This window comes from Micromonospora sp. ALFpr18c, from assembly GCF_008868155.1.
In the GTDB taxonomy this organism is placed as follows: domain Bacteria; phylum Actinomycetota; class Actinomycetes; order Mycobacteriales; family Micromonosporaceae; genus Micromonospora.
On record NZ_WBKR01000019.1, the window covers coordinates 1 to 21,588 of the forward strand.

A 21,588-nucleotide genomic window follows, 5' to 3' on the forward strand; every position below is an offset into this window, starting at 1 on the left:
CGGTCGATCATGGAGTTGTGGTGGTGGACGAAAGTCGCGAATGCCGCCCAACCGCCCACCACAACTCCATGATCGACCGGGCGGGCGGGGATGGGGCGGCGCCGCCCGCACAAACATGTGCGGGCGGCGCCGGGGAGACGTGGGGTTGGGTTAGAAGAAACGGCGGCGCTTGGCCTTCTGGGGGCGGATGAGGTCCGCACCCTTGGTCAGCAGCCGGGTCGCCCCGGAGGGACCACGCCGGGCCTCCAGGGTGTGGCTGAGCCGACGTGCACCGGCCGCGGCCAGCGGCACCGCGATAGCCATCACCGCCCACTGGGCAATGCGCTTCTGGATCATGTGGGTTCACCTCCGTCAGTGGCTTCTGACGTATCTGGTACCCAGAGTGACCGGCCGGTAAGCCTCGACTCAGACCGTCGGGGCCACCGGGTTGGGCAGCGCGCCGCCGAACCGCCGGTCGCGCTGGGCGTACAGCTCGCAGGCGTACCAGAGGTGGCGGCGGTCGAAGTCCGGCCAGAGCGTGTCCAGGAAGACCAACTCGGCGTACGCGCTCTGCCAGAGCAGGAAGTTGGAGGTGCGCTGCTCACCCGACGGGCGCAGGAACAGGTCCACCTCCGGGATCTCCGGGTGGTAGAGGTACTTCGCCACGGTCTTCTCGGTGACCTTCGCCGGGTCCAGTCGGCCGGCCGCCACCTCGCGGGCGATCGCGGCGGCGGCGTCGCCGATCTCCGCGTGCCCGCCGTAGTTGACGCAGAACTGCAGGGTCAGCGTCGAGTTGCCCTGGGACATCTCCTCGGCGGTCTGCAACTCGGAGATGACGCTCTTCCACAACCGGCCGGGCCGGCCCGACCAGACCACCCGGACACCGAGGTCGACGAGCTGGTCGCGGCGACGGCGGATGACGTCCCGGTTGAACCCCATCAGGAACCGGACCTCGTCCGGGGAGCGCCGCCAGTTCTCCGTGGAGAACGCGTACGCCGACAGGTAGGGGATGCCCATCTCGATCGCGCCTTCGATGGTGTCGAAGAGGCTGTGCTCCCCCGCCTCGTGACCCTTGGTGCGGGGCAGCCCGCGGTCCTTGGCCCACCGCCCGTTGCCGTCCATCACCACGGCCACGTGCCTCGGCACGGCCTCGCTGGGCAGGGCCGGCGGCCGGGCGCCGGACGGGTGGGGTGTCGGCGGCGTCGGCTCACGCCGGCTGGCCCTCATCGATCGGATCACTCGGCTCTCTCCCTGCTCGCACCGTCCGCCTCGGCCGCGACGTCGCCGCGCGGCCGGGGCATCGCAGCCCCACCGCCGCCCGGCGGCGGGGCCGTGCCGTCGACCGAGGGGCCCCGGTCGACCAGCGGCAGCGAGCGTAGCGCGCGCTCCAGGTGCCACTGCAGGTGCGCCGCGACCAGCCCACTGCACTCCCGGCGTACGCCGGTGTCGGTGGCGTCGGCGAGCACCCAGTCACCGGTGGTCAGCGCGGACATCAGATCGATGGTGGCCGGGGCGGGGTGGGCGGCGCCGGGCGGTCGGCAGTCCGGGCAGACGGCGCCGCCGGCCGGCACCGAGAACGCCCGGTGTCGCCCGGGGGTGCCGCAGACCGCGCACGCGGTCAACGCCGGCGCCCAGCCGGCGAGGGCCATCCCGCGCAGCAGGTACGCGTCGAGCACCAGGGTCGTCGCGTGTTCGCCCCGGGACAGCGCCTTCAACGCGCCCACGGTGAGCTGGAACAGTCGCAGCGACGGCTCCCGTTCCACCGGGGTCAGCCGCTCGGCGGTCTCGGCGATCGCGCTGGCCGCCGTGTAGCGGGGATAGTCGCCGAGGAACCGCTTGCCGTACAGGTCGATGCCCTCGACCTGGCTGACCGTGTGCAGCGAGCTGCCGTGGTTGCCCTTGGGGTCGCCGGCGAGTTGCAGGTCGACGTGGCCGAACGGTTCCAGTCGCGCACCGAACTTGCTCATGGTGCGACGGACCCCTCGGGCCACCGCGCGCAGCCGGCCGTGCCGGCGGGTGAGCAGGGTGATGATCCGGTCGGACTCACCGAGCTTTTGCACGCGCAGCACCACCGCGTCGTCGCGGTAGAGCTGTCGGCGGTACCCGGCCATCGGACCATTCTCCCTCGGGGTGTGAAATCAGGGTCGGTTCGGGGTGGACGCACGGATGAACCCCGATGCGCCCGACTCGTGCCCGGCCGTAGCGTGCTGACCATGGCACTGCTCGAGACCACCGCCGCCGTCCGTCGTCGTGCGACGGCCCCCGTCGCAATGGGGATGACCGCCGCCCTCATCCTGCTCGCCGGGTGCGACAACCTCTCGTTCCGTCGGCTCGACTACGACGACACCGAGGCGGTGAAGATCACCACGATCCGGATGCTGGGGGGCGCGGGCGACGTGGTGGTCCGGGGCACCGGCTCGGCGGGCGAGGCGCGGATCAAGCGGGTGGTGCGCTACCAGGGGGGTGAGCCCCGGGCCCGCTACGAGATCAAGGGCAGCGAACTGGTCCTGGACACCGACTGCGGCAGCCGGTGCACCGTCTCCTACGAGGTGACCGTGCCGGAGGGTGTGACCGTGCAGGGAGAGTCCGGTTCCGGTGACATCGAGCTGAGCCAGGTCGGCACGGTGGACCTTCGGCTGGGTTCGGGTGATGTACGGATCGCCGGCGCCACGGGCGCGGTCGGGGTGGAGACCGGCTCCGGCAACATCGATGTCAGCGAGGCCAGCGCGGCGGTTCGCCTGCGCGCCGGGTCCGGTGACATCACCGCGCGGCGGCTCGAGGGCGCGACGGACGCCGAGGCCGGCTCCGGCAACGTCACCGTCGAGCTGGACAAGCCGGCGGCGGTCCGGGCACACGCGTCCAGCGGCGACGTGACGGTGCTGGTGCCGGCGGGCAGCTACCGGGTGCGCTCCAGCGCCGGCTCCGGCGACACGCGGGTCACCGTCGCCGACGACCCGGCCGCGTCCCTGGTGCTCGACGGTTCCGCCGGCAGCGGCAACGTCACGATCAGCCAGCGTTGACCTCGACGGTGGCCGCCTCCCCGGCCGTCCGCTGCGCCGGCACCACGGCCGATCCGACGGCGTGCCCGGCCGCGCCAGGCCAAGCCGCCGACTCCGCACCGGGCCGAGCGGCTGGCTCCACGCCCCGCCCGGCGGCCGACTCCACGCCGGGCCGGGCGGCTGGCTCCGCGCCGGACGGCGCGGTTGGCTCGGCCGGCACCGGCGGACCGCCCGGGATCAGCTCCGGGCGACGCCGGGCGGCGACGTCCTCGACCCAGCCGACGACCAGGGTGACGACCCCGACCAGCGCGAACACCAGCAGTACGCGGATGGCCAACCCCAACGGGTCCTGGTGGGACCAGCCGACCACGTCGACCAGCGGGGTGAGCGCCACCACGAACGGCATGTGCCAGAGGTAGACCGTCAGCGCGCGGCGGTTCACCACGGTCACCGTCCGGTCGGCCAGTCGGCTGCGCTCCAGCCAGGCGATCCCGGCCGGCGCCCGACCGAGCACGATCAGGATGAACGCCGCGGACCAGAGGGCGTTGCCGAGGTGGTTGTCGTTGAGGTCGTATCCGCGCGGGCCGGGGTGCGCGACGATCCACGCGCCGCCGGCCGTCGCGAGCGCCAGCGCCAACGGGTACACCACCCGGCCGGCGAGCCGGCGCAGCATCCCCGCGTGGTGGGCGAACCCGAGCAGCCATGCGCCGAAGTACAACCCGAACTCGCGCAGCACCGGTGGCGGCGCCTGATAGATGCCCACCTCGATGGCCACCAGCAGGAGGTACGGGGCGATCACGGTGGGCAGCGGGGCCTTACGGAACAGCCAGAACGCGATCGGTGAGGCGAGCACGAACCAGAGGTAGTCGCGCAGGTACCAGATGATGCTCAGCGCCAGGGCACCCCAGTTGTTGGCCGGCGGATCGGCGATCGGGAACAGCCACAGCAGCACCCGAGGGCTCCACGCCAGCCCGCTGAACAGCATGGCCGGCACGAAGACCGCCGCCAGCACCCACAGCGACGGCAGCAACCGGCGCAACCGGCGACCGACGGCGGCCGGACCGGACCGGGTGAGCGAGGCGGCCATCAACGAGCCGGCCAGGGCGAACATCACCGACATGGCAGGGAAGACGAGAGTGAGGGTCGCCCACCCGGTGACGTGGTAGACGACCACTCGGACGATGGCCAGGAAACGGAGCAGATCGAGATACCTGTTGCGCATCAGCCTGCATCTGGGTCGGGGACGCGGGGCGTACTTCCCCTACCCTGCGCGGTGCCGGCGCCAAACGGCCGGCACCCCGACCAAACGTGAAACCTGCCATCGGTACGACCGGAAAAGATCATGGAGTACGCCGCGCCCGACCCGACCGGGGCGTCCGGCCGGGTCGGCGTGGTGGGTCAGAAGCCCAGCTTGCGCAGTTGCTTCGGGTCGCGCTGCCAGTCCTTCGCCACCCGCACGTGCAGGTCCAGATAGACCCGGCCACCGAGCAGCTCCTCGATCTGGCGGCGGGCGTTGGTGCCGACCTCCTTGAGCCGGCTCGCCTTGTGACCGAGCACGATGGCCTTCTGGCTGGGCCGCTCCACGTACAGGTCGGCGTAGATCTTCATGACCTGACCCTCGGGGATCATCTCCTCGACCACCACGGCGATCGAGTGCGGCAGCTCGTCGCGGACCCCCTCCAGGGCGGCCTCCCGGATCAGCTCGGCGACCAGCACCTGCTCGGGGTCGTCGGTCAGCATGTCGTCCGGGTAGAGCTGCGGCGACGGCGGCAGATACTTGGTCATCACGTCGACCAGCGTGTCCACCTGGTGTCCGGAGACCGCGCTCACCGGCACGATCTCGGCGAACTCCCCCATCTCACTGACGGCGAGCAGCTGCTCGGCCAGCCGACGCTTGTCCACCAGGTCGGTCTTGGTGACCACCGCCAGCACGGTCGCCTTCAACTCGGCCAACTCGCCGGAGATGAAACGGTCACCACGCCCGACCGGCTCGTCGGCCGGGATGCAGAGGCCGATCACGTCGACCTCGGTCCAGGTCGACCGGACCAGGTCGTTGAGGCGTTCGCCGAGCAGCGTACGCGGGCGGTGCAGGCCCGGCGTGTCGACCAGGACCAGCTGCGAATCCGGACGGTGCAGCACCGCCCGGATGACGTGCCGGGTGGTCTGCGGCTTGTTCGACGTGATCGCGATCTTGGTGCCGACGATCGCGTTGGTCAGCGTGGACTTGCCGGCGTTGGGCCGGCCCACGAAGCAACCGAAGCCGGCCCGGTACGGGCGTGCCTGCGGATCCTGCACGGGGCTCACTGGGTCACCGTGCCGAGCACGGTGCCGTCCGGCGCGGCCACGTGGATCGGCGCGTCCACGGTCAGGTCACGAACCGCGGCGTGCCCGGCACCGTCCAGCGTCGACGCCTCGGTCACCACCACCGCCGCCTCCAGCCGGTTCGCTCCGGCCGCCACGGCCGAGGCCACCGCCAACTGCAACGCGGTGAGGGTCAGCGAGGGCAGGGCGACGCTCGCCGCCGCGTACGTCCGGCCGTCGGAGTCCCGGACCGCGGCGCCCTCCACGGCACCGACCCGCCCGCGGGCGCCCCGGGCCAGGACGACCAGCTTGGCGTCCTCGGCGCTCAGTACGGCCGGCGCGGTGGGGGTGGGCCGTGCGGTGGGCGCGGCGGGTGTCTCAGGCATCTGCGGGTTGCCTCTCCTCGTCTCGGTTGTGGCCCTGGTCGTCACCGGGGCCGGCGTGCTCGCCGCGCCCCGCGGTGTCCTGCTCGTCGCCCGGCTCCGCCCGGCTGACCAGAACCGTGTCGATCCGGTTGCGCCGGCCGGTGGTGCCCTCGGCGACAAGTCGGAGACCGGCCACCTCGACCTCCGCGCCGGGAATCGGCACCCGCCCGAGCGACTGGGCGAGCAGACCACCGACCGTCTCCACCTCGTCGGTGGGCAGATCGGTGTCGAACAGCTCGCCCAGGTTCTCCACCGGCAGGCGGGCGGTGACCCGTACCGAGGAGTCGGGCAGGCGTTCGACCGGCGGGCGTTCGACATCGTACTCGTCGGTGATCTCGCCGACGATCTCCTCCAGGATGTCCTCGATGGTGACGAGGCCGCCGGTGCCGCCGTACTCGTCGACCACGATGACCAGGTGGTTGCGGGCCGCCTGCATCTCCGACAGGAGGTCGTCCACCGGCTTCGACTCCGGTACGAACGTCGCCGGGCGCATCAGCTCGGCCACCGGCAGCTGCTCGGCCGACGGGTCACCGCCCCTCGACCGCCGGATCAGGTCCTTGAGGTAGAGCACACCCAGCACGTCGTCGACGCTCTCACCGATCACCGGGATGCGGGAGAAGCCGGACCGCAGGAAGAGCGCCAGCGCCTGGGCGAGCGTCTTGCCCTCCTCGATCCACACCATCTCCGTACGCGGCACCATCACCTCACGGGCGATGGTGTCGCCGAGCGCGAAGACCGAATGGATCATCTGACGTTCGCCGTGCTCGACCACGCCGCGCTGCTCGGCCAGGTCGACCAGCTCACGCAACTCCACCTGGGTGGCGAACGGGCCCTCCCGGAAGCCGCGCCCCGGGGTGACCGCGTTGCCGATGAGGATCAGCAGCGACGCGAGCGGGTTGAGCGCCCGGCCCAGCCAGCGGACCAGCGGGGCCACCGCCCGACCCACCGCGTACGCGTGCTGCCGGCCGATGGTGCGCGGGGCGACCCCGACCACCACGAAGCTGACCACGGTCATCGCGCCGGCGGTGACCAGCGCGGCCCGCCAGCCGGCGCCGAAGCTGTCCACCGCGACCAACGCCACCAGCGTGGTGGCGGTCAACTCGGCGAGCAGCCGCAACAGCAGGAGCAGGTTGAGGTGCCGGACCACGTCACCGGCGACGGCCTGCAGGGTGCGGGCGCCGCGTACGCCGTCCCGGGCCAACTCGGCGGCCCGGGCCGGCGAGACCGCGGCGAGCGCCGCCTCGGTCATCGCGATCACGCCGGCCAGCACCACCAGGCCGGCCGCGAAGACGATCAGCTGCACATCCGGAAGGCCGGCGGTGGGGCCGGCCGCGAGTAACGGAGGAGTGGACATCACTGGGTGCGGGTCGACCGCCAGCTCGCCAGCAGTCGGGCCTGGAGCCCGAACATCTCCCGCTCCTCCTCCGGCTCCGCGTGGTCGTAGCCGAGCAGGTGCAGCACCCCGTGCACGGTGAGCAGGTGCAGCTCGTCGGCCGGGGCATGCCCGGCCGTGGCCGCCTGCTTCGCCGCCACCTCGGGGCACAGCACAATGTCGCCGAGCAGGGCCGGCTCTCCACCGGCCGGGGCGCTCTCGCCCGGGCCGTGGTCGACGCTGCCCTCGTCCATGGGGAACGCGAGCACGTCGGTCGGGCCGTCGCCACCCATCCAGCGGTGGTTCAGCTCGGTCATGTAGTCGATGTCGACCAGCAGCACGGACAGCTCGGCGAGAGGGTTGACCCCCATCTCGTCGAGGGCGTGCCGGGCGACGGCGAGCACGGCGTCGGTGTCGACCTCGACACCGGACTCGTTGGCGATCTCGATGGACAACTGCTTTCCTCTGCTTTAGCGGCGGCGGCCGGCTCGGCCACCCTGGGCGGGTCGCCCGGGCACGGCGTGGACGCCCTGCGCCTGCTGGGTCTCCCGCTCGGCGTCCCAGCGGGCGTACGCGTCGACGATCTCCCCGACCAGCCGGTGGCGGACCACGTCGGAGCTGGACAGCTGGGCGAAGTGCACGTCCTCGACGTTCTCCAGGATCTCCCGGACGACCCGCAGGCCGCTGGTCGTCCCGCCGGGAAGGTCCACCTGGGTGACGTCACCGGTGACGACGATCTTGGAGTTGAAGCCGAGCCGGGTGAGGAACATCTTCATCTGCTCGGGCGTCGTGTTCTGCGCCTCGTCCAGGATGATGAACGCGTCATTGAGCGTCCGACCCCGCATGTACGCCAGCGGGGCGACCTCGATCGTGCCGGCGGCCATCAGCTTCGGGATGGTCTCCGGGTCGAGCATGTCGTGCAGCGCGTCGTAGAGCGGGCGCAGGTACGGGTCGATCTTCTCGTTCAGCGTGCCGGGCAGGAAGCCCAGTCGCTCGCCCGCCTCGACCGCCGGCCGGGTCAGGATGATCCGGTTGACCTGCTTGGCCTGCAACGCCTGGACGGCCTTCGCCATCGCCAGGTACGTCTTGCCGGTGCCGGCCGGGCCGATGCCGAAGACGATGGTGTGCGTGTCGATCGCGTCGACGTACCGCTTCTGCCCGAGGGTCTTGGGGCGGATGGTGCGGCCGCGACGGGAGAGGATGTTGAGCGTCAGGACCTCGGCGGGCCGCTCGGCGCTGCCCTGCTCGAGCATGCCGACGGTACGCCGGACGGCGTCAGTGGTCAGGGTCTCGCCTTTCTCGATGAGTTCGAGCAGCTCACTGAAGACCCGCTCGGCGAGGGCGTTGTCCGCCGGGGCGCCGGTGATGGTGATCTCGTTGCCACGGACGTGCACGTCACTGGTGACCGAGCGTTCGACGAGTCGCAGGATCTCGTCACCCGCGCCGAGGAGGTTGACCATGATCTTCGAGTCGGGCACGGTGATCCTGGTCTGCACCCGGGGCGGGCCGGGAGGTGGGGTGCCGGTCATAGGTCGGGCCGAAGGGCCCTGCGCCACCTGCTCTCGATCTCGGCGCCGGCCCTGGTGGCACGGCGTGCGGACGTTACACCCATCGTATCGGTTCAACGCGGGACGCATCGCGCCCATTTCCGCTGGCCGCGATCAACTCCCGGCCCGGAAGTCGTACCGGTCGAACGTCTCCTGGTGACGGGTGAACCGGTACGTCGCCCAGTGCATCCGGATCACCGTGCCTTCGTCGTCGCGGGTCAGCCTCAGCAGCTCGCCGACCTCCCGGCCGGAGATCGTGCGGAACACGTCCGGACGGTCCGGCACCGGGGCGAAGACCGCCGGCGGACGCCCAGCCGGGTCCTTCACCGCACGCGCCCGCAGGGTGTCGTCGTGCCAGGAGAAGACGTACTCCGACCCCTCGCCCCACCAGCGGCCGAGCAGGCCGCGCAGGGCCGCCGGAGCCGGCGCACCGGGCCGCCACGGCTCGATCTCGGCCGGATCGTGCTCGACCGCCTCGGCCAGCAGCCGGTGTGGCAGGTCGAACACCTCCGCCGCGGTACCGGACGAACCGAGCACGGCGGCGCCCATCGCGCCGGCCGTGCCGTCGCCTCCCCGCCGGCCGTAGGCGGCGGCCAGGAAACCGGGCATGGCGCCGTCGTGGCCCACGTGCACCACACGCTCGCCCTGCGGGATGAGGATCAGCCCGAGCCCGAAGCCGGCACCCCACAGGGTCTCGTCGGTGGTGGTGAGTGGCCAGCGCATCTCGTCCAGGGTCGCCGGGGCGAGCACCGCGCCGGTCGGGTCGAGCGCCGCCGGGTCGGCGAGGAACGCCGCCCACCGGGCCATGTCGGTCGCGGTGCCCCAGAGTTGGGCGGCCGGCCCGACCGCGCCGAAGTCGGTCGGTGGCTCCGGGTGCGCCTCGTCGGAGTACGCGTCGACCAAATAGCCGACGGCCGCCGTCGACCCGGGCGTCACGGTCGTGTCGGTCAGGCCCAGCGGGGTCAGCACCCGATCGGCGAGCACCTCCGCCCAGGTGCCGCCACGCAGCCGGGCTACCAGCAGGCCGAGCACGGCCATGCCGAGGTTGGAGTAGTGGAAGCGGCGGCCCGGCGGCAGGACCCGCTCGGCCCGCTTGAGGTCCGCGGTCAGCCGGTCGGCGTCCGGTACGCGCAGGGTGTCCCAGACGTCGCCGTACGGCTCGCGTTGCAGGCCGCCGGTGTGCGACAGCAGCCGTCGTACGGTCAGCTCGCCGTGCGCCGGCAGGTCCAGGTGCCGGCCCACCGGGTCGTCCAGGTCCAGCAGACCGTCGTCGCGGCACTGCAGGGTGAGCACCGCCGTGAAGGTCTTGGTGATCGAGCCGATCCGGAACTGGGTGTCCGGCCCCAGCGGGCTGTCGGTGCCGGTGTCGCCGACCGTGCAGCTCCACAGGGGACGGTCGGCCCGGTGCAGCGCCGCCGACACCGCCGGCACCCGGGCGTCGGCCTGCACCCGGCGGACCAGCCGACGCAACCGGTCGTGCACGTCGGGGCCGGCCGTCACGCCAGGTCCCGGGCGAGCATGGGGCCGAGCGGCGCGCCGCCGAGCAGGTGCGCGTGCACGTGGAACACCTCCTGCCCGCCGTACGTCCCGGTGTTGAACATCAGCCGGAATCCGTCGCCGAGCAGACCCTCGTCCTCGGCGACCGCGGCGGACGTCGCCAGCACGTCCGCGGCCAGCCCCGGATCGCCCTGGGCGAGGGTGGCGACGTCGGCGTAGTGCTCCTTTGGAATGACCAGGACGTGCACCGGCGCCTTCGGGTCGATGTCGCGGAAGGCGAGGGTGGTGTCGGTTTCCCGGACCAGGGTGGCCGGGATGTCCCCGGCGACGATGCGGCAGAACAGGCAGTCGGATCCCATCCGGGCAGTGTAAGGAGGAAACGGCTACGGCAGGATGGCCGGCATGACGGATCGGGCGGTACTGGTGACCGGGGCTTCGCGTGGCATCGGCCGGGCGGTGGCGGAGGCGTTCGCGGCGAGCGGGGACCGGGTGGCCATCCACCACCGCGACTCCGCCGACGCGGCCGAGCGGGTGCGCGCCAGCCTGCCCGGCACGGGGCACGTGGTGGTCCGCGCCGACCTCACCGATCCGGACGCGGTGCGGGTGATGGTCGACCGGGCGGCCGAACTGCTCGGCGGGCTCGACGTGCTGGTCAACAACGCCGGGATGTACGGCGACCGGGACGACCCACACCCGATCTTCGGCGCCTCCTACGAGCAGTGGCAGCGGCGCTGGCGGCAGGTGCTGGAGACCAACCTGACCGGTGCTGGCAACGTCACCTGGTGCGCCGCCCAGCACATGCGCGAGCGCGGCGGTCGGATCGTGAACGTCTCGTCCCGGGGCGCGTTCCGGGGCGAGCCGGAGCAGCCGGCGTACGGCGCCAGCAAGGCCGGGCTGAACGCGCTGGGCCAGTCCCTCGCGGTGGCGCTCGCGCCGTACGGCATCGCGGTGGCCACCGTGGCACCGGGCTTCGTGGCGACCGACATGACCGCCGAGCACCTGCGCGGCGAGCGGGGAGCGGCGATCCGGGCGCAGAGCCCGTTCGACCGGGTGGCCCGGCCGGAGGAGATCGCCGCCGCGGTGCACTGGCTGGCCTCGCCGCAGGCCGAGTGGGCCTCCGGCACGATCGTCGACCTGAACGGGGCCTCCTACCTGCGCAGCTGACCCGCAGGGTGGCTGGACCCGCAGGATGGCTCACCCGCGGAGTGGCTGACCGCGACGGCCACCGCCAGGCCCTGCGGCCCGCACCCTGGCAGCCTCCCGTCGAGCCGGCGGCGGCGCGGGGCGGCTACCAGCGGCCGAGGCGGGTGGCGAGCACGCTGAGGGCAGCCACCCCGGCGGTGGAGGTGCGCAGCACGGCCGGGCCGAGCCGCACCGGTCGGCCGCCGGCCTCGCGGAAGGCGGTCAGCTCGGCCGGGGCGATGCCACCCTCCGGGCCGACCACCAGGACGATCTCCCCGGCGCTCGGCAGCTCGGCGACGGTCAGCCGCTCGTCGGCCTCCTCGTGCAGCACGAACGCGGCCGCCGCGCCGGCGATCCGGCGGGCCACGGTCGCGGTGGACTCGTCCGGCGCACCGGCCACCACCGGCAGCCACGGCCGGCGGGCCTGCTTGGCCGCCTCCCGGGCGGTGGCCACCCACTTGTCCCGGGCCCGTACGCCCCGGTCACCGCGCCACTGGGTCACCGAACGCGACGCCGCCCACGGCACGATCTCGTCGACCCCGACCTCGGTCATCGCCTGCACGGCCAGCTCACCCCGGTCGCCCTTGGCGATGCCCTGCACGGTGACGATCCGGGGTACGGACGCGTCCGCGTACCCCCGGGAGGTGACGCTGACCTCCAGGGTGCCCCGGCCGACGGCGGTGACCACGGCGGCGGCGGTGCCGCCCCGCCCGTCGGCGAGCAGCAGCTCCTCGCCGACCCGCAGCCGTTGCACGGTGGCGGCGTGGTGCCCCTCCGGGCCGTCCAGGGTCAGGGTGTCGCCGGTGGGCAGCGCCTCGACCAGGAACAGCGGCGCGGACACCTCAGGCGTGCCCGTTGAACGCGTCGCGCATCCGGGAGAAGAAGCCGCCCTGCTTGGACAGCTCGGCGACCTCCTCACCACGGGTCTTCGCGAAGTCGCGCAGCATCTTCTCCTGGTCCGGGTCGAGCTTGGTCGGCGTCCGCACGTCCAGGTGCACGTACAGGTCGCCCCGGCCGGTGCCGCGCAGGTGCGGCACGCCCCGGGCGCGCAGGCGCAGCGTGCTGGCCGGCTGGGTGCCGGCCTTGACGTCGACCGTCTCCTCGCTGTCCAGCGTCTTGATGGTCAGCCGGGTGCCCAGCGCCGCCGCCGTCATCGGCACGGTGACCCGGCAGTGCAGGTCGTCGCCCTTGCGGGAGTACACGTCGTGCGGGCGCTCGTGGATCTCCACGTAGAGGTCACCGGCGGTGCCGCCACCGGGGCCCACCTCACCCTGCTGGGCCAGCCGGATCCGCATGCCGTCCTCGACGCCGGCCGGGATCTTGACGGTCAGCGAGCGGCGGGTGCGCACCCGGCCGTCGCCGGCGCAGGTGGGGCAGGGGTGCGGGATGGTGGTGCCGTAGCCCTGGCAGACGGTGCACGGCCGGGCCGAGACCACCTGGCCGAGGAAGGTGCGCTGCACCGACTGCACCTCGCCCCGGCCGCCGCACGCCTCGCAGGTGGCCAGGTGGGTGCCGGCGGCCGTGCCGGCGCCGGAGCAGGTGGTGCAGAGCACGGCGGTGTCGACGGTGATCGGGGCCTCGACGCCGAACGCCGTCTCGTGCAGGTCCAACTCGAGTCGCAGGATCGCGTCGGCGCCCGGCCGGGTACGCGGACGTGGGCCACGAGCCCCGCCGGCCGCACCGCCGAAGAACGCGTCCATGATGTCCTGGAAGCCGACGAACGGGCCGGCACCACCCGGACCACCCGGGCCGCCGGCGCCACCGCCACCCGGAGCGAGCGGGTCGCCGCCCAGGTCGACGATCTGCCGCTTGCGGTCGTCCGAGAGGACCTCGTACGCGGCGTTGATGTCCTTGAACTTCTCCTGAGCCTCCGGGTCCGGATTGACGTCCGGGTGGAACTGGCGCGCCAGCTTGCGGTAGGCGCGCTTGATCTCGTCATCGGAGGCTTCCCGGCTGACACCGAGAATGCCGTAGTAGTCCCTGGCCACTGCGTTCCGTGTCCTCATGTTCGTCTCGCGTTGCGCCGACCGGCGGCCGCAGCCGGCCGTCGGCCCTGACTGGTCAGTTCTGGGCCAGCAACTCGCCCACGTAGCGTGCCACGGCGCGCACCGTGGCGATATTGCCGGGGTAGTCCATCCGGGTGGGCCCCAGCACCCCCAGGCCGCCGACGATCGTGGCACCCGGGCCGTACCCGGTGCTGACCACGGAGGCGGCCCGCAGGTTGTCGAACTCGTTCTCGTCGCCGATCAGCACCCGGGTCGTGCTCGGCTCGGTCTCGCCGATGAGCTTGAGGAGCACGACCTCCTCCTCCAGCGCCTCCAGGATCGGCCGCAGCGAACCCTGGAAGTCGAGCAGGCCGCCCCGGGTGAGGTTGGCGGTGCCGGCCAGCGCGATGCGTTCCTCGTGCCGTTCGACGAGCGTCTCGAGCAGCACCGTGGCGAGCGTGGTCATCGTCGGACGCAGCTCGGGCGGCGCCTCCTCGACCAGCGCCTGCACCAGCGGCGGCGTGTCCGACAGGCGGGCGCCGGCGAGCTTCTCGTTGACCAGTCGACGCAGGTCGGTGACGTCGTCGGCGGGCACCGGGCCGGGCAGTTCCACCAGCCGCTGCTCCACCCGCCCGGTGTCGGCGATCATGACGAGCATCAACCGGGTCGTGGAGATCGGCACCAGCTCCAGGTGTCGTACCGAGGAGCGGGCCAGCGACGGGTACTGCACGACGGCCACCTGCCGGGTCAGCTGGGCGAGCAGGCGTACGGTGCGGTGCACCACGTCGTCGAGGTCGACCGCGCCGACGAGGAAGCGCTCGATGGCCCGGCGCTCGGCCGGGCTGAGCGGCTTGACCCGGGACAGCCGGTCGACGAAGAGCCGGTAGCCGCGGTCGGTGGGCACCCGGCCGGCACTGGTGTGCGGCTGCCGGATGTAGCCCTCCTCCTCCAGCACGGCCATGTCGTTGCGGACCGTGGCCGGGGAGACCCCGAGCTGGTGCCGCTCGACCAGCGCCTTGCTGCCGACCGGCTCCTGGGTGGAGACGTAGTCCTCGACGATGGCGCGGAGCACGGCGAGCTTGCGGTCGTCGAGACCCATCCTCCGCACCTCCTGTCGCACGTCGGCCGCCGGACCGTCCTGGCACTCGACTGTAACGAGTGCCAGTCTACGTCGGTGCCCCCGCCGACGCGATGATCAACGACAGCTCGTCGGTGCGGCCCGCGCCACCCCGCTGGGCCGATCGGCCCGCCCGACCGGGCGGTGTCGCTCTGGTGCGGCGTTGCCAACGGCCCCTACCGTGACACTCATGACTGAAACTCCTCGCCCTCCCGGAGCGGGAGACCCCGGCAACTACCCGCCGGAGCCGACCTCACCGGGCTCGTCCGCATCGGCCGAGCCACCCACCGCACCACTGTCCGGGGCACCCGGCCCGGGCGGCTATCCCCCGGCCGGTGGCTATCCGCCGCCCACCGGCGACCAACCGCCGTCGGGCGGCTACCCTCCGCCGGGTGGTTACCCGCCCGGTGGCTTCCCGCCGCCCGGTGGCGGGTATCCGACCGGTGGCGCCTACGGCGGCCCCGGCGGCGGCTACGCCAACAACGAGGACAAGACCTGGGCGTTGGTCGCGCACTTCGGCGGCGCCGCCGGGATGATCGTCAGCGGCGGTGTGCTCGGCTGGATCGGGCCGCTGGTGGCGCTGCTGGCCCGGGGCAACCAGTCCCCCACGGTCCGCGCGCACGCCGTGGCGGCGCTCAACTTCCAGCTCATCTGGTCGATCATCGGCCTGGTCGGCTGGGTGCTGTCCTGCATCGTGATCGGGTTCATCCCGGTCGCGGCCGCCGTGATCCTCGGTGCCGTGTTCGGCATCATCGCCGGCATCAAGGCCAACGAGGGGCAGCTCTACCGCTACCCGCTCTCCGCCAGCTTCATCAAGTGACCCGGGCCGGCCGCTCCCCCGGCCGGCCCGGCACACCGCCGTCACCGGCGGCGGGCCGGCTCAGGGCAGCAGGTCGCGGACGACGGCGTCGGCGAGCAGCCGGCCGCGCAGGGTGAGCACCGCCCGGCCGGCCGCGTACTCCTCGGCGTTCAGCAGGCCGTGGGCCAGCGCCCGTTGCGCGCCGGCCCGCCCGGTGGCGTCGAGCACCGCCAGCGGCAGGCCGCTGGCGAGCCGCAGCCGGAGCATGACGTCCTCCATGTGCGCCTCGTCGGTGGTGAGCACCTCCCGGGCCAGGCCGGGTGAGACGCCGGCGGCGAGCCGCTGGGCGTACGCCGACGGGTGCTTGACGTTCCACCAGCGCACCCCGCCGACGTGGCTGTGCGCCCCCGGCCCCAACCCCCACCAGTCCGCGCCGGTCCAGTAGAGCAGGTTGTGCCGGCACCTGGCCGCGTCGTCGCGCGCCCAGTTGGAGACCTCGTACCAGGACAGGCCGGCCGCGTCGAGGGCGACCTCCGCGGCCAGGTAGCGGTCCGCGGCGACGTCGTCACTGGGGTACGCCAGCTCGCCGCGCCGCATCCGGGCGGCGAGCCGGGTGCCGTCCTCGACGATCAGGGCGTACGCGCTGACGTGGTCCACCCCGGCGGCGACGACCTGCTCCAGCGAGGCCGCGAAGTCCTCGGGGCGCTCCCCCGGCGTGCCGTAGATCAGGTCCAGGTTGACGTGCTCGAACCCGGCGTCGCGGGCTTCCAGGGCGGCGGCGGTGGCCCGGCCGGCGCTGTGCTTGCGGTCGAGGATCGCCAGCACTCCCGGCGAGGCGGACTGCATGCCCAGCGAAATCCGGGTGTAGCCGGCGGCCCGCAGCCGCTGCAACGATTCCGGGGTGACCGATTCGGGGTTCGCCTCGGTGGTCACCTCGGCGTCGGCGGCCAGCCCCCAGGTGCGGTCGATGCCGTCGAGGATGCGGGCCAGGTCGTCGGCGGGGAGCAGGGTGGGCGTGCCGCCGCCGACGAAGACGGTGTCGACCCGGGGCGGCGGGTTGTCGCCGAGCACCCGGGCGGCGAGCGTCAGCTCGGCCAGGACGGTGTCGGCGTACCCCTCGCGGCTGGCACCGCCACCCAGCTCGGCGGCCGTGTACGTGTTGAAGTCGCAGTAGCCGCAGCGGCTGGCGCAGAACGGCACGTGGACGTACACGCCGAAGCCGCGCGCGCCGACCGCCGTGGTGGCGGTGGCGGGCAGCGATCCGTCGACGGGGACGGTCTCACCATCTGGAAGGACGCCGGGCATGGCCACTAGTGTGCCCGGCATGACCTCTCCCGACGTCCTCGTGCGGGTCGCCACGGCCCGTGGGGTGACCACCCTCACCCTGGACAGCCCGCACAACCGCAACGCGCTCTCCACCGGCCTGATGACCCAACTGCTGGCCGGGCTGGCCGACGCGGTCGCCGACGACGCGGTCCGGGTGATCGTGCTCGACCACACCGGCCCGGTCTTCTGCTCGGGCGCGGACCTGAAGGAGACCGCCGCGGCGTACGCCAGCGGGACGGTGCCCGCCGGGATGCTGGGCGATGTCCTCGCCGCCCTCTGGGAGTGCCCGAAGCCGGTGCTGGCCCGGGTGGGCGGGCCGGCGCGGGCCGGCGGGCTGGGCCTGATCGCCGCCGCCGATCTGGCGGTCTGCGCCGACGAGGCGACGTTCGCGTTCACCGAGGTGCGGATCGGGGTGATCCCGGCGGTGATCTCGGCGACCGTGCTGCCCCGGCTGCACCCGCGCGCCGCCGCCGAGCTGTACCTGACCGGGGACACCTTCGACGGGCGACGGGCGGCCGAGATCGGCCTGGTGACGGCCTCCGTGCCGGCCGACGGGTTGGACGAGGCGGTGCGGCGCCACTGCGACTCGCTGGTACGCGGCGCGCCCGGCGCGCTGGCCGGCGCGAAGGAGCTGCTGCGCCGACCGGGGACCGCCGAGCTGCGCGGTGACCTGGCCCGGTTGTCCGCTCTCTCGACCGGCTTCTTCCTCTCCGACGAGGGTCGCGAGGGGGTCACGGCGTTCCGGGAGAAGCGATTGACTCGATGGGTGGCCGCTCTCGACACGGATTCCGGTGAGCATGCCGGGTAGGACCGGGCCCCCAGCGGACCGGGACGCCGCCGACTGCGGTCGACGGCGTCTCGGCTCGCGGGCATGAGCAGCGAGTTCCCCGACGAGCAGTGGCTTGGCAACGACCTGGTCATCGACGCCCGGAGCCGACTGTGGGTTCCCGCCGACCGGGGCAACATCGCGCAGGGTTGGCCGTGGGAAGAAGGCCCGGCGCCCCGTTCTGGGGAGCCGGGCCTTCTTGCGTTTCCGGGTCAGTGCTGCTTGGCGAAGCTGACGAACGCCTTCCAGGCTTGCGGGTCGAACGTCAGTGCCGGGCCGGACTGGTCCTTGCTGTCCCGCACACCGACGATGCCGGAGAGGTTGTCGGCCACCTCCACGCACTGCCCGCCGTTGCCCCCACTGCGGCTGCTCTTGCGCCACACGGCTCCGGTTAGGTTACTCATTGCTACATCTCCTTGGCGATCGTGGCTAATAGGTCGGCCGATCGGTCCGCGTCGAGCGACAGACCTTCGAGCGCTCTCCACCTCACAGAGTACGCCGCAACCTCTGCTGGCTTGTCGAGATATAAAGCGCCTGTCAGTGACTCGCTGTATACGGTCGTGGGCTCCGGCGTTCGAATTCCGATCGTTGGAAATTCCAGCATGACGAAACCACCGCCGGTCAAGGCGTAGTTGGGCGGCGCGTCCCGGGGCACGATGCGGATCGTCGCGACCTCGGCGGCCACCTGGTTGTGAAGGTGGCTGAGCTGGTCCGCCATGCCAGGGAACGACCTGCGCAACACGCCTTCGTCCACAATGACCTCCAGGCGCGGAGGCTCCGGGTGTCTCCGCTTGAGGATCTTCTGGCGCTCCATGCGAAGCTCGACCAGGCGTCCGACCTCCTGCTCCTCCAGCTCCGGGTGCGACCGAAGCAGGTGTTCGGCGTAGGCCCGCGTCTGAAGCAGCCCGGGAAGCGAGTCCGGCTCCCAGTGCCGCAGGCGCGACGCCGCTGACTCCATCCCGACGTACAGCTCAAACCAGGTCGGCAAGGTGTCGCCGTAGGCGTGCCACCAGCCGTTTGCCTTGGTCTCAGCGGCCAGCGCGATCAGCGCCGACGTCATCTCGGCGGACATGCCGTACAGCACGCACATGGCCGTTACGTCGCGGGCCTTGACCGCTGAGCCGCCGCCTTCGATCCGGTACATGGTGGACCGGGACCACTCCAGCGCCTCGCCGGCAGCTTCCAAGGACAGCCCGGCCTCTTCGCGGCCCTGCTTCAGATACCGCCCGAGTTGCCTGCGCGGTATGGACGACCCCGCATGGGTCATGCGGCCCCCTTGTCTCAGATTGAAGCGATCCCTCCATCGAACCTGCGACTGATTCTCGATGGTTCGCAGGAATGGGACAACCACCATGACATGTGTCAACGTAAATCATTGCACGATCACGCTCGGCGACAGAGAGTGTCCTCAAGGCGAACTTGCTCGACAGTGAATCGGCTGCCGCGGGCTCGCCCCGGGGCCGCTCTGCCTCCCCCGTGGTGGAGCGGCCCGCTCCCAGGGTTCGGGGTCCGGGTCGTGGAGGGGACGAGTAGGTCGCGGCCCGGACTCCCTCGGCAGGCAGGAGGGGCGCGATGCTCAGCGATGACGACGCCGACCTGACCCTTCCACGGCACAGGCCGCATCGGTCGAGGCGCTTCCCCGGTGGTCGGAAGTGTGCGTGCCCCTCCTGCCGCACCGCCCGCAAGCCGAAGCGTGCGACCAGCGCGCCTGAGCGGCCGATCACCGGCATCAGCTCGTCGCCAGTCCCCCGGATGCCGCCACCCTTCGATCACCTCTGGAACGCCCCGACGCAGATCAATTGGACGCTGGCCGCCGAGCTGGTGACCCGCAGGCAGGAGATGACGCATGAGCAGCCTCAGCACTCGGGCCGCCCCACCTCTCAAGGGGCCGGCGCCGAACCGACCTCGGGTCACTCGGGACGAGCAGAAGCCGCACACCCCGCTTCGCCCTATGTGGTTCTGCCGGGTGGACGGTCAGCACTGGCCCTGCGCCGAGGCCAAGCTCCGGCTGAGGCTTGAGTTCGAGGACAACGCGCCCGGACTGTCCATCTACCTGGCGGGCATGTTCTACGAGGCGACCAAGGACTTGTACCACCTGAACCCTCACGATGGGCCGACCCCGCAGGCGCTGTACGAGCGCTTCGTTGCGTGGGGGCCATACCGGAAGTCCGCCGCCGAGCCCTCCGAGGGGGCCGACGACGCGTAGATTCCGGCCGCCCCGATACGCCCGGCCTGGTCGCCTCCCGTGGAAAGCAGACGACCAGGCCGGGGTGAAGGTGCGCCACCGGCGCGGGGACCGCATCCCCGCAGGCAGTACACCGAAAGGAGATCGTCTCATGACGATCAAGAATCCGCTCGACCTGTACGAGGTCGACACCACCGGCGTCAACCTCCGGAAGCTCTGCGGAGGCGGCATCACCAACACGATGGAGAGCTGCGTCGCCGCCGCCATCCTGCCCGGCAGCGAGGACGCCATCATCCTTGGCGACTCGAAGCTGGGTGCCGACTCGCCGACCCTGCGGTTCAGCCGCGGCGAGCTGGACAACTTCTTCGCCGCGTACCAGGCCGGCGAAATCGTCTGATCGACCAGGGCTGGCCGCGCACGATGCGCGGCCAGCCCGCCTTTAGGGGGGAACAATGGCGCTGGTGACGCATCACTGGCACGCTTACGAGCCGTGGATTGGTCCACACCAGTTCTTCGGGCGGGAGCATGACCCGGAGCGGCGGCCCGGTCCAACTCCTGGCGACCTCGGAACGGCTGCGTTCATCCGCGCATCGACGCCGCCGCTGGAGAACGGCCACTACCTGCTGCGACGCGAGACAACACGGGAGCGGACGTGGACCGACGTACAGGGCGCGCTCGACTGGCTTACTAGCACCTACGCCCAACAGCCACCCGACGCCACGCTCAGCTACGTAGACCCGGCGGCACGACTGGAGCACTCCCGGACAGGTCTAGAGGGCGGCAGCGACGCCATCTGGCACTACACCGTGAGCCTGAGCGCCAACCGGGTTGTCGTGTACGCGGTCATCTGTTGCCCGCACCGCCACCACACCAGGACGCCTTGCCCCCTCCCGCCGAACTGACCTTCGACACTGGGAGAAGCACATGTCCCTCGAAATGATTCTCGGCCCCGAGGCTGCCAACGCCATTCCCGGCGAATGGCCCGAGCACCCGTACACACTGAGGCTCCCGAGCGGCAGCCCACTCGGGCGGGTGGTCAACGCGCAGACGATCCGAGGTTTCCTCGACGCCGGCTGCGCACCGAGCAACTACGTGAACGTGTTCCACAAGGGCGAAGGGCTGCACCCGGCCCGCTTCACCGCCGACGATCGGGTTGCGCCAGCCTCCGTACAGCTCTTGCTCGACCAGGGCTGCACCATCCAGCTCCGCGAGCTGAATCGCTGGTTCCCGCCCTTGAGCGCAATCTGTGCGAGCATCCAGGCAGAGACCGGCTATCCGGGGTACGTCACGGCTTTCATCACCCCGCCCAGCAAGCAGGGTCTTGACTACCACTGGGACCAGTACCTCGGGATCGTGGTGCAACTCCAGGGGACGAAGACGTGGGAGCTGTTCAATCCCAAGGTCGACGCGCCCTACCGCGACCACTCCATGTCGACGAACCTGTGGCAGGACGACTGGGTCAAGCAGTGGCAGGAGGACGGCCCGTACCAGACGGTCGAGCTGACCCCCGGCGACATCCTCATGCTGCCGCGAGGCTGGGTGCACAACCCGCACTCGCGCAACTCCGTCGAGACTAGCGTGCACCTGACCTTCGTACTGAAGGAGCGCGTACCGCTGTGGATGGCCGAGCGACTGATTAGCAGTGCAATCAACGATCCCCGGTTCCGCACCGTCATTCCGCCATCAGAGCTTGGCCCCGACCGGATGCCGGCAACCGTCGAGGACACGCGTTCGCTGATGATCGACTACCTCGCCGGCCTGAACGTCGAGGAGATGTCGGGGGCGCTGCGGCGCGCTGCTCAGCAGGAAACCAGCCACGCCACGCTGTGACTACCGCGCAAGGCCCCCGGCGCCGACTGGCTGGGGGCCTTGCCGCGTCTCTACACTTCCAGCTTCTTCCACCTCGGCACCGGCACGATCCGACCGGGCGCGAACTTCTCTCCCGGCATGACGACGATGTGGGTCACGAGCGCCAGCAGGGCCTCACGCCTTCCAGCAGGAGTGAACGGCCCGAGTCAATCGCTCCCGCCGAGCCCGGTCCGGTGACG

General features: G+C 71.8%; 25 protein-coding genes. 8 read left to right on the forward strand and 17 right to left on the reverse strand.

Annotated elements, in window-relative coordinates:
• Positions 1–150: 150 nt before the first annotated feature.
• The 3 genes from F8271_RS06130 to recO form a co-directional block, all read right to left on the reverse strand.
• On the reverse strand, positions 151–336 hold the full coding sequence (locus tag F8271_RS06130; protein WP_030336441.1) for a hypothetical protein: 186 nt from the start codon (positions 334–336) through the stop codon (positions 151–153).
• A gap of 69 nt (positions 337–405) precedes the next feature.
• Entirely contained in the window at positions 406–1,206 is an 801-nt protein-coding gene (locus F8271_RS06135; protein WP_151488721.1) for an isoprenyl transferase, read from the reverse strand.
• Positions 1,207–1,214: 8 nt separating this feature from the next.
• Positions 1,215–2,090: a DNA repair protein RecO gene (gene recO / locus F8271_RS06140; RefSeq protein ID WP_151488675.1), complete on the reverse strand. Its 876-nt coding sequence runs from the start codon at positions 2,088–2,090 to the stop codon at positions 1,215–1,217.
• A gap of 102 nt (positions 2,091–2,192) precedes the next feature.
• Here recO and F8271_RS06145 point away from each other — a divergent pair, with 102 nt between their 5' ends.
• Positions 2,193–2,999, forward strand: a complete 807-nt coding sequence (locus F8271_RS06145) for a DUF4097 family beta strand repeat-containing protein (RefSeq protein WP_151488676.1) — start codon at positions 2,193–2,195, stop codon at positions 2,997–2,999.
• Here F8271_RS06145 and F8271_RS06150 read toward each other — a convergent pair.
• The 8 genes from F8271_RS06150 to F8271_RS06185 all read right to left on the reverse strand — a co-directional run bounded on the left by F8271_RS06150 (position 2,986) and on the right by F8271_RS06185 (position 10,479).
• A complete protein-coding gene (locus F8271_RS06150; protein ID WP_151488677.1) occupies positions 2,986–4,200 on the reverse strand; it encodes an acyltransferase in 1,215 nt (404 codons plus the stop codon). The two genes, F8271_RS06145 and F8271_RS06150, sit on opposite strands and share 14 nt — an antisense overlap.
• Before the next feature lie 176 nt (positions 4,201–4,376).
• Complete coding sequence (era, locus tag F8271_RS06155; RefSeq protein ID WP_151488722.1) at positions 4,377–5,273, reverse strand: GTPase Era; 897 nt, start codon at positions 5,271–5,273, stop codon at positions 4,377–4,379.
• Positions 5,274–5,278: 5 nt separating this feature from the next.
• Positions 5,279–5,665: a cytidine deaminase gene (locus F8271_RS06160; protein ID WP_151488678.1), complete on the reverse strand. Its 387-nt coding sequence runs from the start codon at positions 5,663–5,665 to the stop codon at positions 5,279–5,281.
• Positions 5,658–7,082 carry a hemolysin family protein gene (locus F8271_RS06165; RefSeq protein WP_151488723.1) on the reverse strand — a complete coding sequence of 475 codons (1,425 nt, stop codon included), beginning with the start codon at positions 7,080–7,082 and terminating at the stop codon, positions 5,658–5,660. Before F8271_RS06165 ends, F8271_RS06160 begins: the two co-directional genes overlap by 8 nt.
• On the reverse strand, positions 7,058–7,531 hold the full coding sequence (ybeY, locus tag F8271_RS06170) for an rRNA maturation RNase YbeY (RefSeq protein WP_151488679.1): 474 nt from the start codon (positions 7,529–7,531) through the stop codon (positions 7,058–7,060). Before ybeY ends, F8271_RS06165 begins: the two co-directional genes overlap by 25 nt.
• Before the next feature lie 15 nt (positions 7,532–7,546).
• On the reverse strand, positions 7,547–8,605 hold the full coding sequence (locus F8271_RS06175) for a PhoH family protein (protein WP_151488680.1): 1,059 nt from the start codon (positions 8,603–8,605) through the stop codon (positions 7,547–7,549).
• Between the two features lie 132 nt (positions 8,606–8,737).
• Positions 8,738–10,123 carry a serine hydrolase gene (locus F8271_RS06180; RefSeq protein WP_151488681.1) on the reverse strand — a complete coding sequence of 462 codons (1,386 nt, stop codon included), beginning with the start codon at positions 10,121–10,123 and terminating at the stop codon, positions 8,738–8,740.
• Positions 10,120–10,479, reverse strand: coding sequence for a histidine triad nucleotide-binding protein (locus tag F8271_RS06185; protein ID WP_151488682.1), 360 nt, complete (start codon positions 10,477–10,479; stop codon positions 10,120–10,122). Before F8271_RS06185 ends, F8271_RS06180 begins: the two co-directional genes overlap by 4 nt.
• Before the next feature lie 43 nt (positions 10,480–10,522).
• On the opposite strand from F8271_RS06185, the gene F8271_RS06190 reads away from it, so the two are divergent.
• Positions 10,523–11,284 carry an SDR family NAD(P)-dependent oxidoreductase gene (locus F8271_RS06190; RefSeq protein ID WP_151488683.1) on the forward strand — a complete coding sequence of 254 codons (762 nt, stop codon included), beginning with the start codon at positions 10,523–10,525 and terminating at the stop codon, positions 11,282–11,284.
• A gap of 124 nt (positions 11,285–11,408) precedes the next feature.
• Here F8271_RS06190 and F8271_RS06195 read toward each other — a convergent pair whose 3' ends face one another.
• The 3 genes from F8271_RS06195 to hrcA form a co-directional block, all read right to left on the reverse strand.
• Complete coding sequence (locus F8271_RS06195) at positions 11,409–12,143, reverse strand: 16S rRNA (uracil(1498)-N(3))-methyltransferase (RefSeq protein WP_151488684.1); 735 nt, start codon at positions 12,141–12,143, stop codon at positions 11,409–11,411.
• A gap of 1 nt (position 12,144) precedes the next feature.
• Positions 12,145–13,290 carry a molecular chaperone DnaJ gene (dnaJ, locus tag F8271_RS06200; RefSeq protein ID WP_192580165.1) on the reverse strand — a complete coding sequence of 382 codons (1,146 nt, stop codon included), beginning with the start codon at positions 13,288–13,290 and terminating at the stop codon, positions 12,145–12,147.
• 73 nt (positions 13,291–13,363) lie between these two features.
• A complete protein-coding gene (hrcA, locus tag F8271_RS06205) occupies positions 13,364–14,386 on the reverse strand; it encodes a heat-inducible transcriptional repressor HrcA (protein ID WP_151488686.1) in 1,023 nt (340 codons plus the stop codon).
• 208 nt (positions 14,387–14,594) lie between these two features.
• Here hrcA and F8271_RS06210 point away from each other — a divergent pair, with 208 nt between their 5' ends.
• Positions 14,595–15,224: a DUF4870 domain-containing protein gene (locus F8271_RS06210; protein ID WP_151488687.1), complete on the forward strand. Its 630-nt coding sequence runs from the start codon at positions 14,595–14,597 to the stop codon at positions 15,222–15,224.
• 60 nt (positions 15,225–15,284) lie between these two features.
• On the opposite strand, the gene hemW is transcribed toward F8271_RS06210, so the two are convergent.
• Entirely contained in the window at positions 15,285–16,508 is a 1,224-nt protein-coding gene (hemW, locus tag F8271_RS06215; RefSeq protein WP_192580166.1) for a radical SAM family heme chaperone HemW, read from the reverse strand.
• Positions 16,509–16,527: 19 nt separating this feature from the next.
• On the opposite strand from hemW, the gene F8271_RS06220 reads away from it, so the two are divergent.
• The gene (locus tag F8271_RS06220) at positions 16,528–17,337 is read left to right on the forward strand and encodes an enoyl-CoA hydratase-related protein (RefSeq protein WP_151488689.1); all 810 of its coding nucleotides are present in this window, start codon (positions 16,528–16,530) and stop codon (positions 17,335–17,337) included.
• A 230-nt stretch (positions 17,338–17,567) separates the two neighbouring features.
• Here F8271_RS06220 and F8271_RS06225 read toward each other — a convergent pair whose 3' ends face one another.
• Positions 17,568–17,759: a DUF397 domain-containing protein gene (locus tag F8271_RS06225; protein ID WP_151488690.1), complete on the reverse strand. Its 192-nt coding sequence runs from the start codon at positions 17,757–17,759 to the stop codon at positions 17,568–17,570.
• A gap of 2 nt (positions 17,760–17,761) precedes the next feature.
• Positions 17,762–18,622 (reverse strand): helix-turn-helix transcriptional regulator, encoded by an 861-nt coding sequence (locus tag F8271_RS06230; protein ID WP_151488691.1) that lies wholly within the window; start codon positions 18,620–18,622, stop codon positions 17,762–17,764.
• A 579-nt stretch (positions 18,623–19,201) separates the two neighbouring features.
• Here F8271_RS06230 and F8271_RS06235 point away from each other — a divergent pair.
• The 4 genes from F8271_RS06235 to F8271_RS06250 all read left to right on the forward strand — a co-directional run bounded on the left by F8271_RS06235 (position 19,202) and on the right by F8271_RS06250 (position 21,370).
• Positions 19,202–19,561: a hypothetical protein gene (locus F8271_RS06235; RefSeq protein WP_151488692.1), complete on the forward strand. Its 360-nt coding sequence runs from the start codon at positions 19,202–19,204 to the stop codon at positions 19,559–19,561.
• 130 nt (positions 19,562–19,691) lie between these two features.
• Positions 19,692–19,937, forward strand: a complete 246-nt coding sequence (locus F8271_RS06240; protein WP_151488693.1) for a DUF397 domain-containing protein — start codon at positions 19,692–19,694, stop codon at positions 19,935–19,937.
• Positions 19,938–20,001: 64 nt separating this feature from the next.
• A complete protein-coding gene (locus F8271_RS06245) occupies positions 20,002–20,442 on the forward strand; it encodes a hypothetical protein (protein WP_151488694.1) in 441 nt (146 codons plus the stop codon).
• A gap of 22 nt (positions 20,443–20,464) precedes the next feature.
• Positions 20,465–21,370 carry a JmjC domain-containing protein gene (locus F8271_RS06250; protein ID WP_225854189.1) on the forward strand — a complete coding sequence of 302 codons (906 nt, stop codon included), beginning with the start codon at positions 20,465–20,467 and terminating at the stop codon, positions 21,368–21,370.
• The last annotated feature ends 218 nt before the right edge of the window (positions 21,371–21,588 follow it).

Excerpts from the sequence above, each read along its gene's own strand:
- F8271_RS06130 (WP_030336441.1), bottom strand. The coding sequence starts at position 336 with ATGATCCAGAAGCGCATTGCCCAGTGGGCGGTGATGGCTATCGCGGTG.
- F8271_RS06135 (WP_151488721.1), bottom strand. The coding sequence starts at position 1,206 with ATGAGGGCCAGCCGGCGTGAGCCGACGCCGCCGACACCCCACCCGTCC.
- recO (WP_151488675.1), bottom strand. The coding sequence starts at position 2,090 with ATGGCCGGGTACCGCCGACAGCTCTACCGCGACGACGCGGTGGTGCTG.
- F8271_RS06145 (WP_151488676.1), top strand. The coding sequence starts at position 2,193 with ATGGCACTGCTCGAGACCACCGCCGCCGTCCGTCGTCGTGCGACGGCC.
- F8271_RS06150 (WP_151488677.1), bottom strand. The coding sequence starts at position 4,200 with ATGCGCAACAGGTATCTCGATCTGCTCCGTTTCCTGGCCATCGTCCGA.
- F8271_RS06160 (WP_151488678.1), bottom strand. The coding sequence starts at position 5,665 with ATGCCTGAGACACCCGCCGCGCCCACCGCACGGCCCACCCCCACCGCG.
- F8271_RS06175 (WP_151488680.1), bottom strand. The coding sequence starts at position 8,605 with ATGACCGGCACCCCACCTCCCGGCCCGCCCCGGGTGCAGACCAGGATC.
- F8271_RS06185 (WP_151488682.1), bottom strand. The coding sequence starts at position 10,479 with ATGGGATCCGACTGCCTGTTCTGCCGCATCGTCGCCGGGGACATCCCG.
- F8271_RS06190 (WP_151488683.1), top strand. The coding sequence starts at position 10,523 with ATGACGGATCGGGCGGTACTGGTGACCGGGGCTTCGCGTGGCATCGGC.
- hrcA (WP_151488686.1), bottom strand. The coding sequence starts at position 14,386 with ATGGGTCTCGACGACCGCAAGCTCGCCGTGCTCCGCGCCATCGTCGAG.
- F8271_RS06210 (WP_151488687.1), top strand. The coding sequence starts at position 14,595 with ATGACTGAAACTCCTCGCCCTCCCGGAGCGGGAGACCCCGGCAACTAC.
- hemW (WP_192580166.1), bottom strand. The coding sequence starts at position 16,508 with ATGCCCGGCGTCCTTCCAGATGGTGAGACCGTCCCCGTCGACGGATCG.
- F8271_RS06220 (WP_151488689.1), top strand. The coding sequence starts at position 16,528 with ATGACCTCTCCCGACGTCCTCGTGCGGGTCGCCACGGCCCGTGGGGTG.
- F8271_RS06225 (WP_151488690.1), bottom strand. The coding sequence starts at position 17,759 with ATGAGTAACCTAACCGGAGCCGTGTGGCGCAAGAGCAGCCGCAGTGGG.
- F8271_RS06230 (WP_151488691.1), bottom strand. The coding sequence starts at position 18,622 with ATGACCCATGCGGGGTCGTCCATACCGCGCAGGCAACTCGGGCGGTAT.
- F8271_RS06235 (WP_151488692.1), top strand. The coding sequence starts at position 19,202 with ATGAGCAGCCTCAGCACTCGGGCCGCCCCACCTCTCAAGGGGCCGGCG.
- F8271_RS06240 (WP_151488693.1), top strand. The coding sequence starts at position 19,692 with ATGACGATCAAGAATCCGCTCGACCTGTACGAGGTCGACACCACCGGC.
- F8271_RS06250 (WP_225854189.1), top strand. The coding sequence starts at position 20,465 with ATGTCCCTCGAAATGATTCTCGGCCCCGAGGCTGCCAACGCCATTCCC.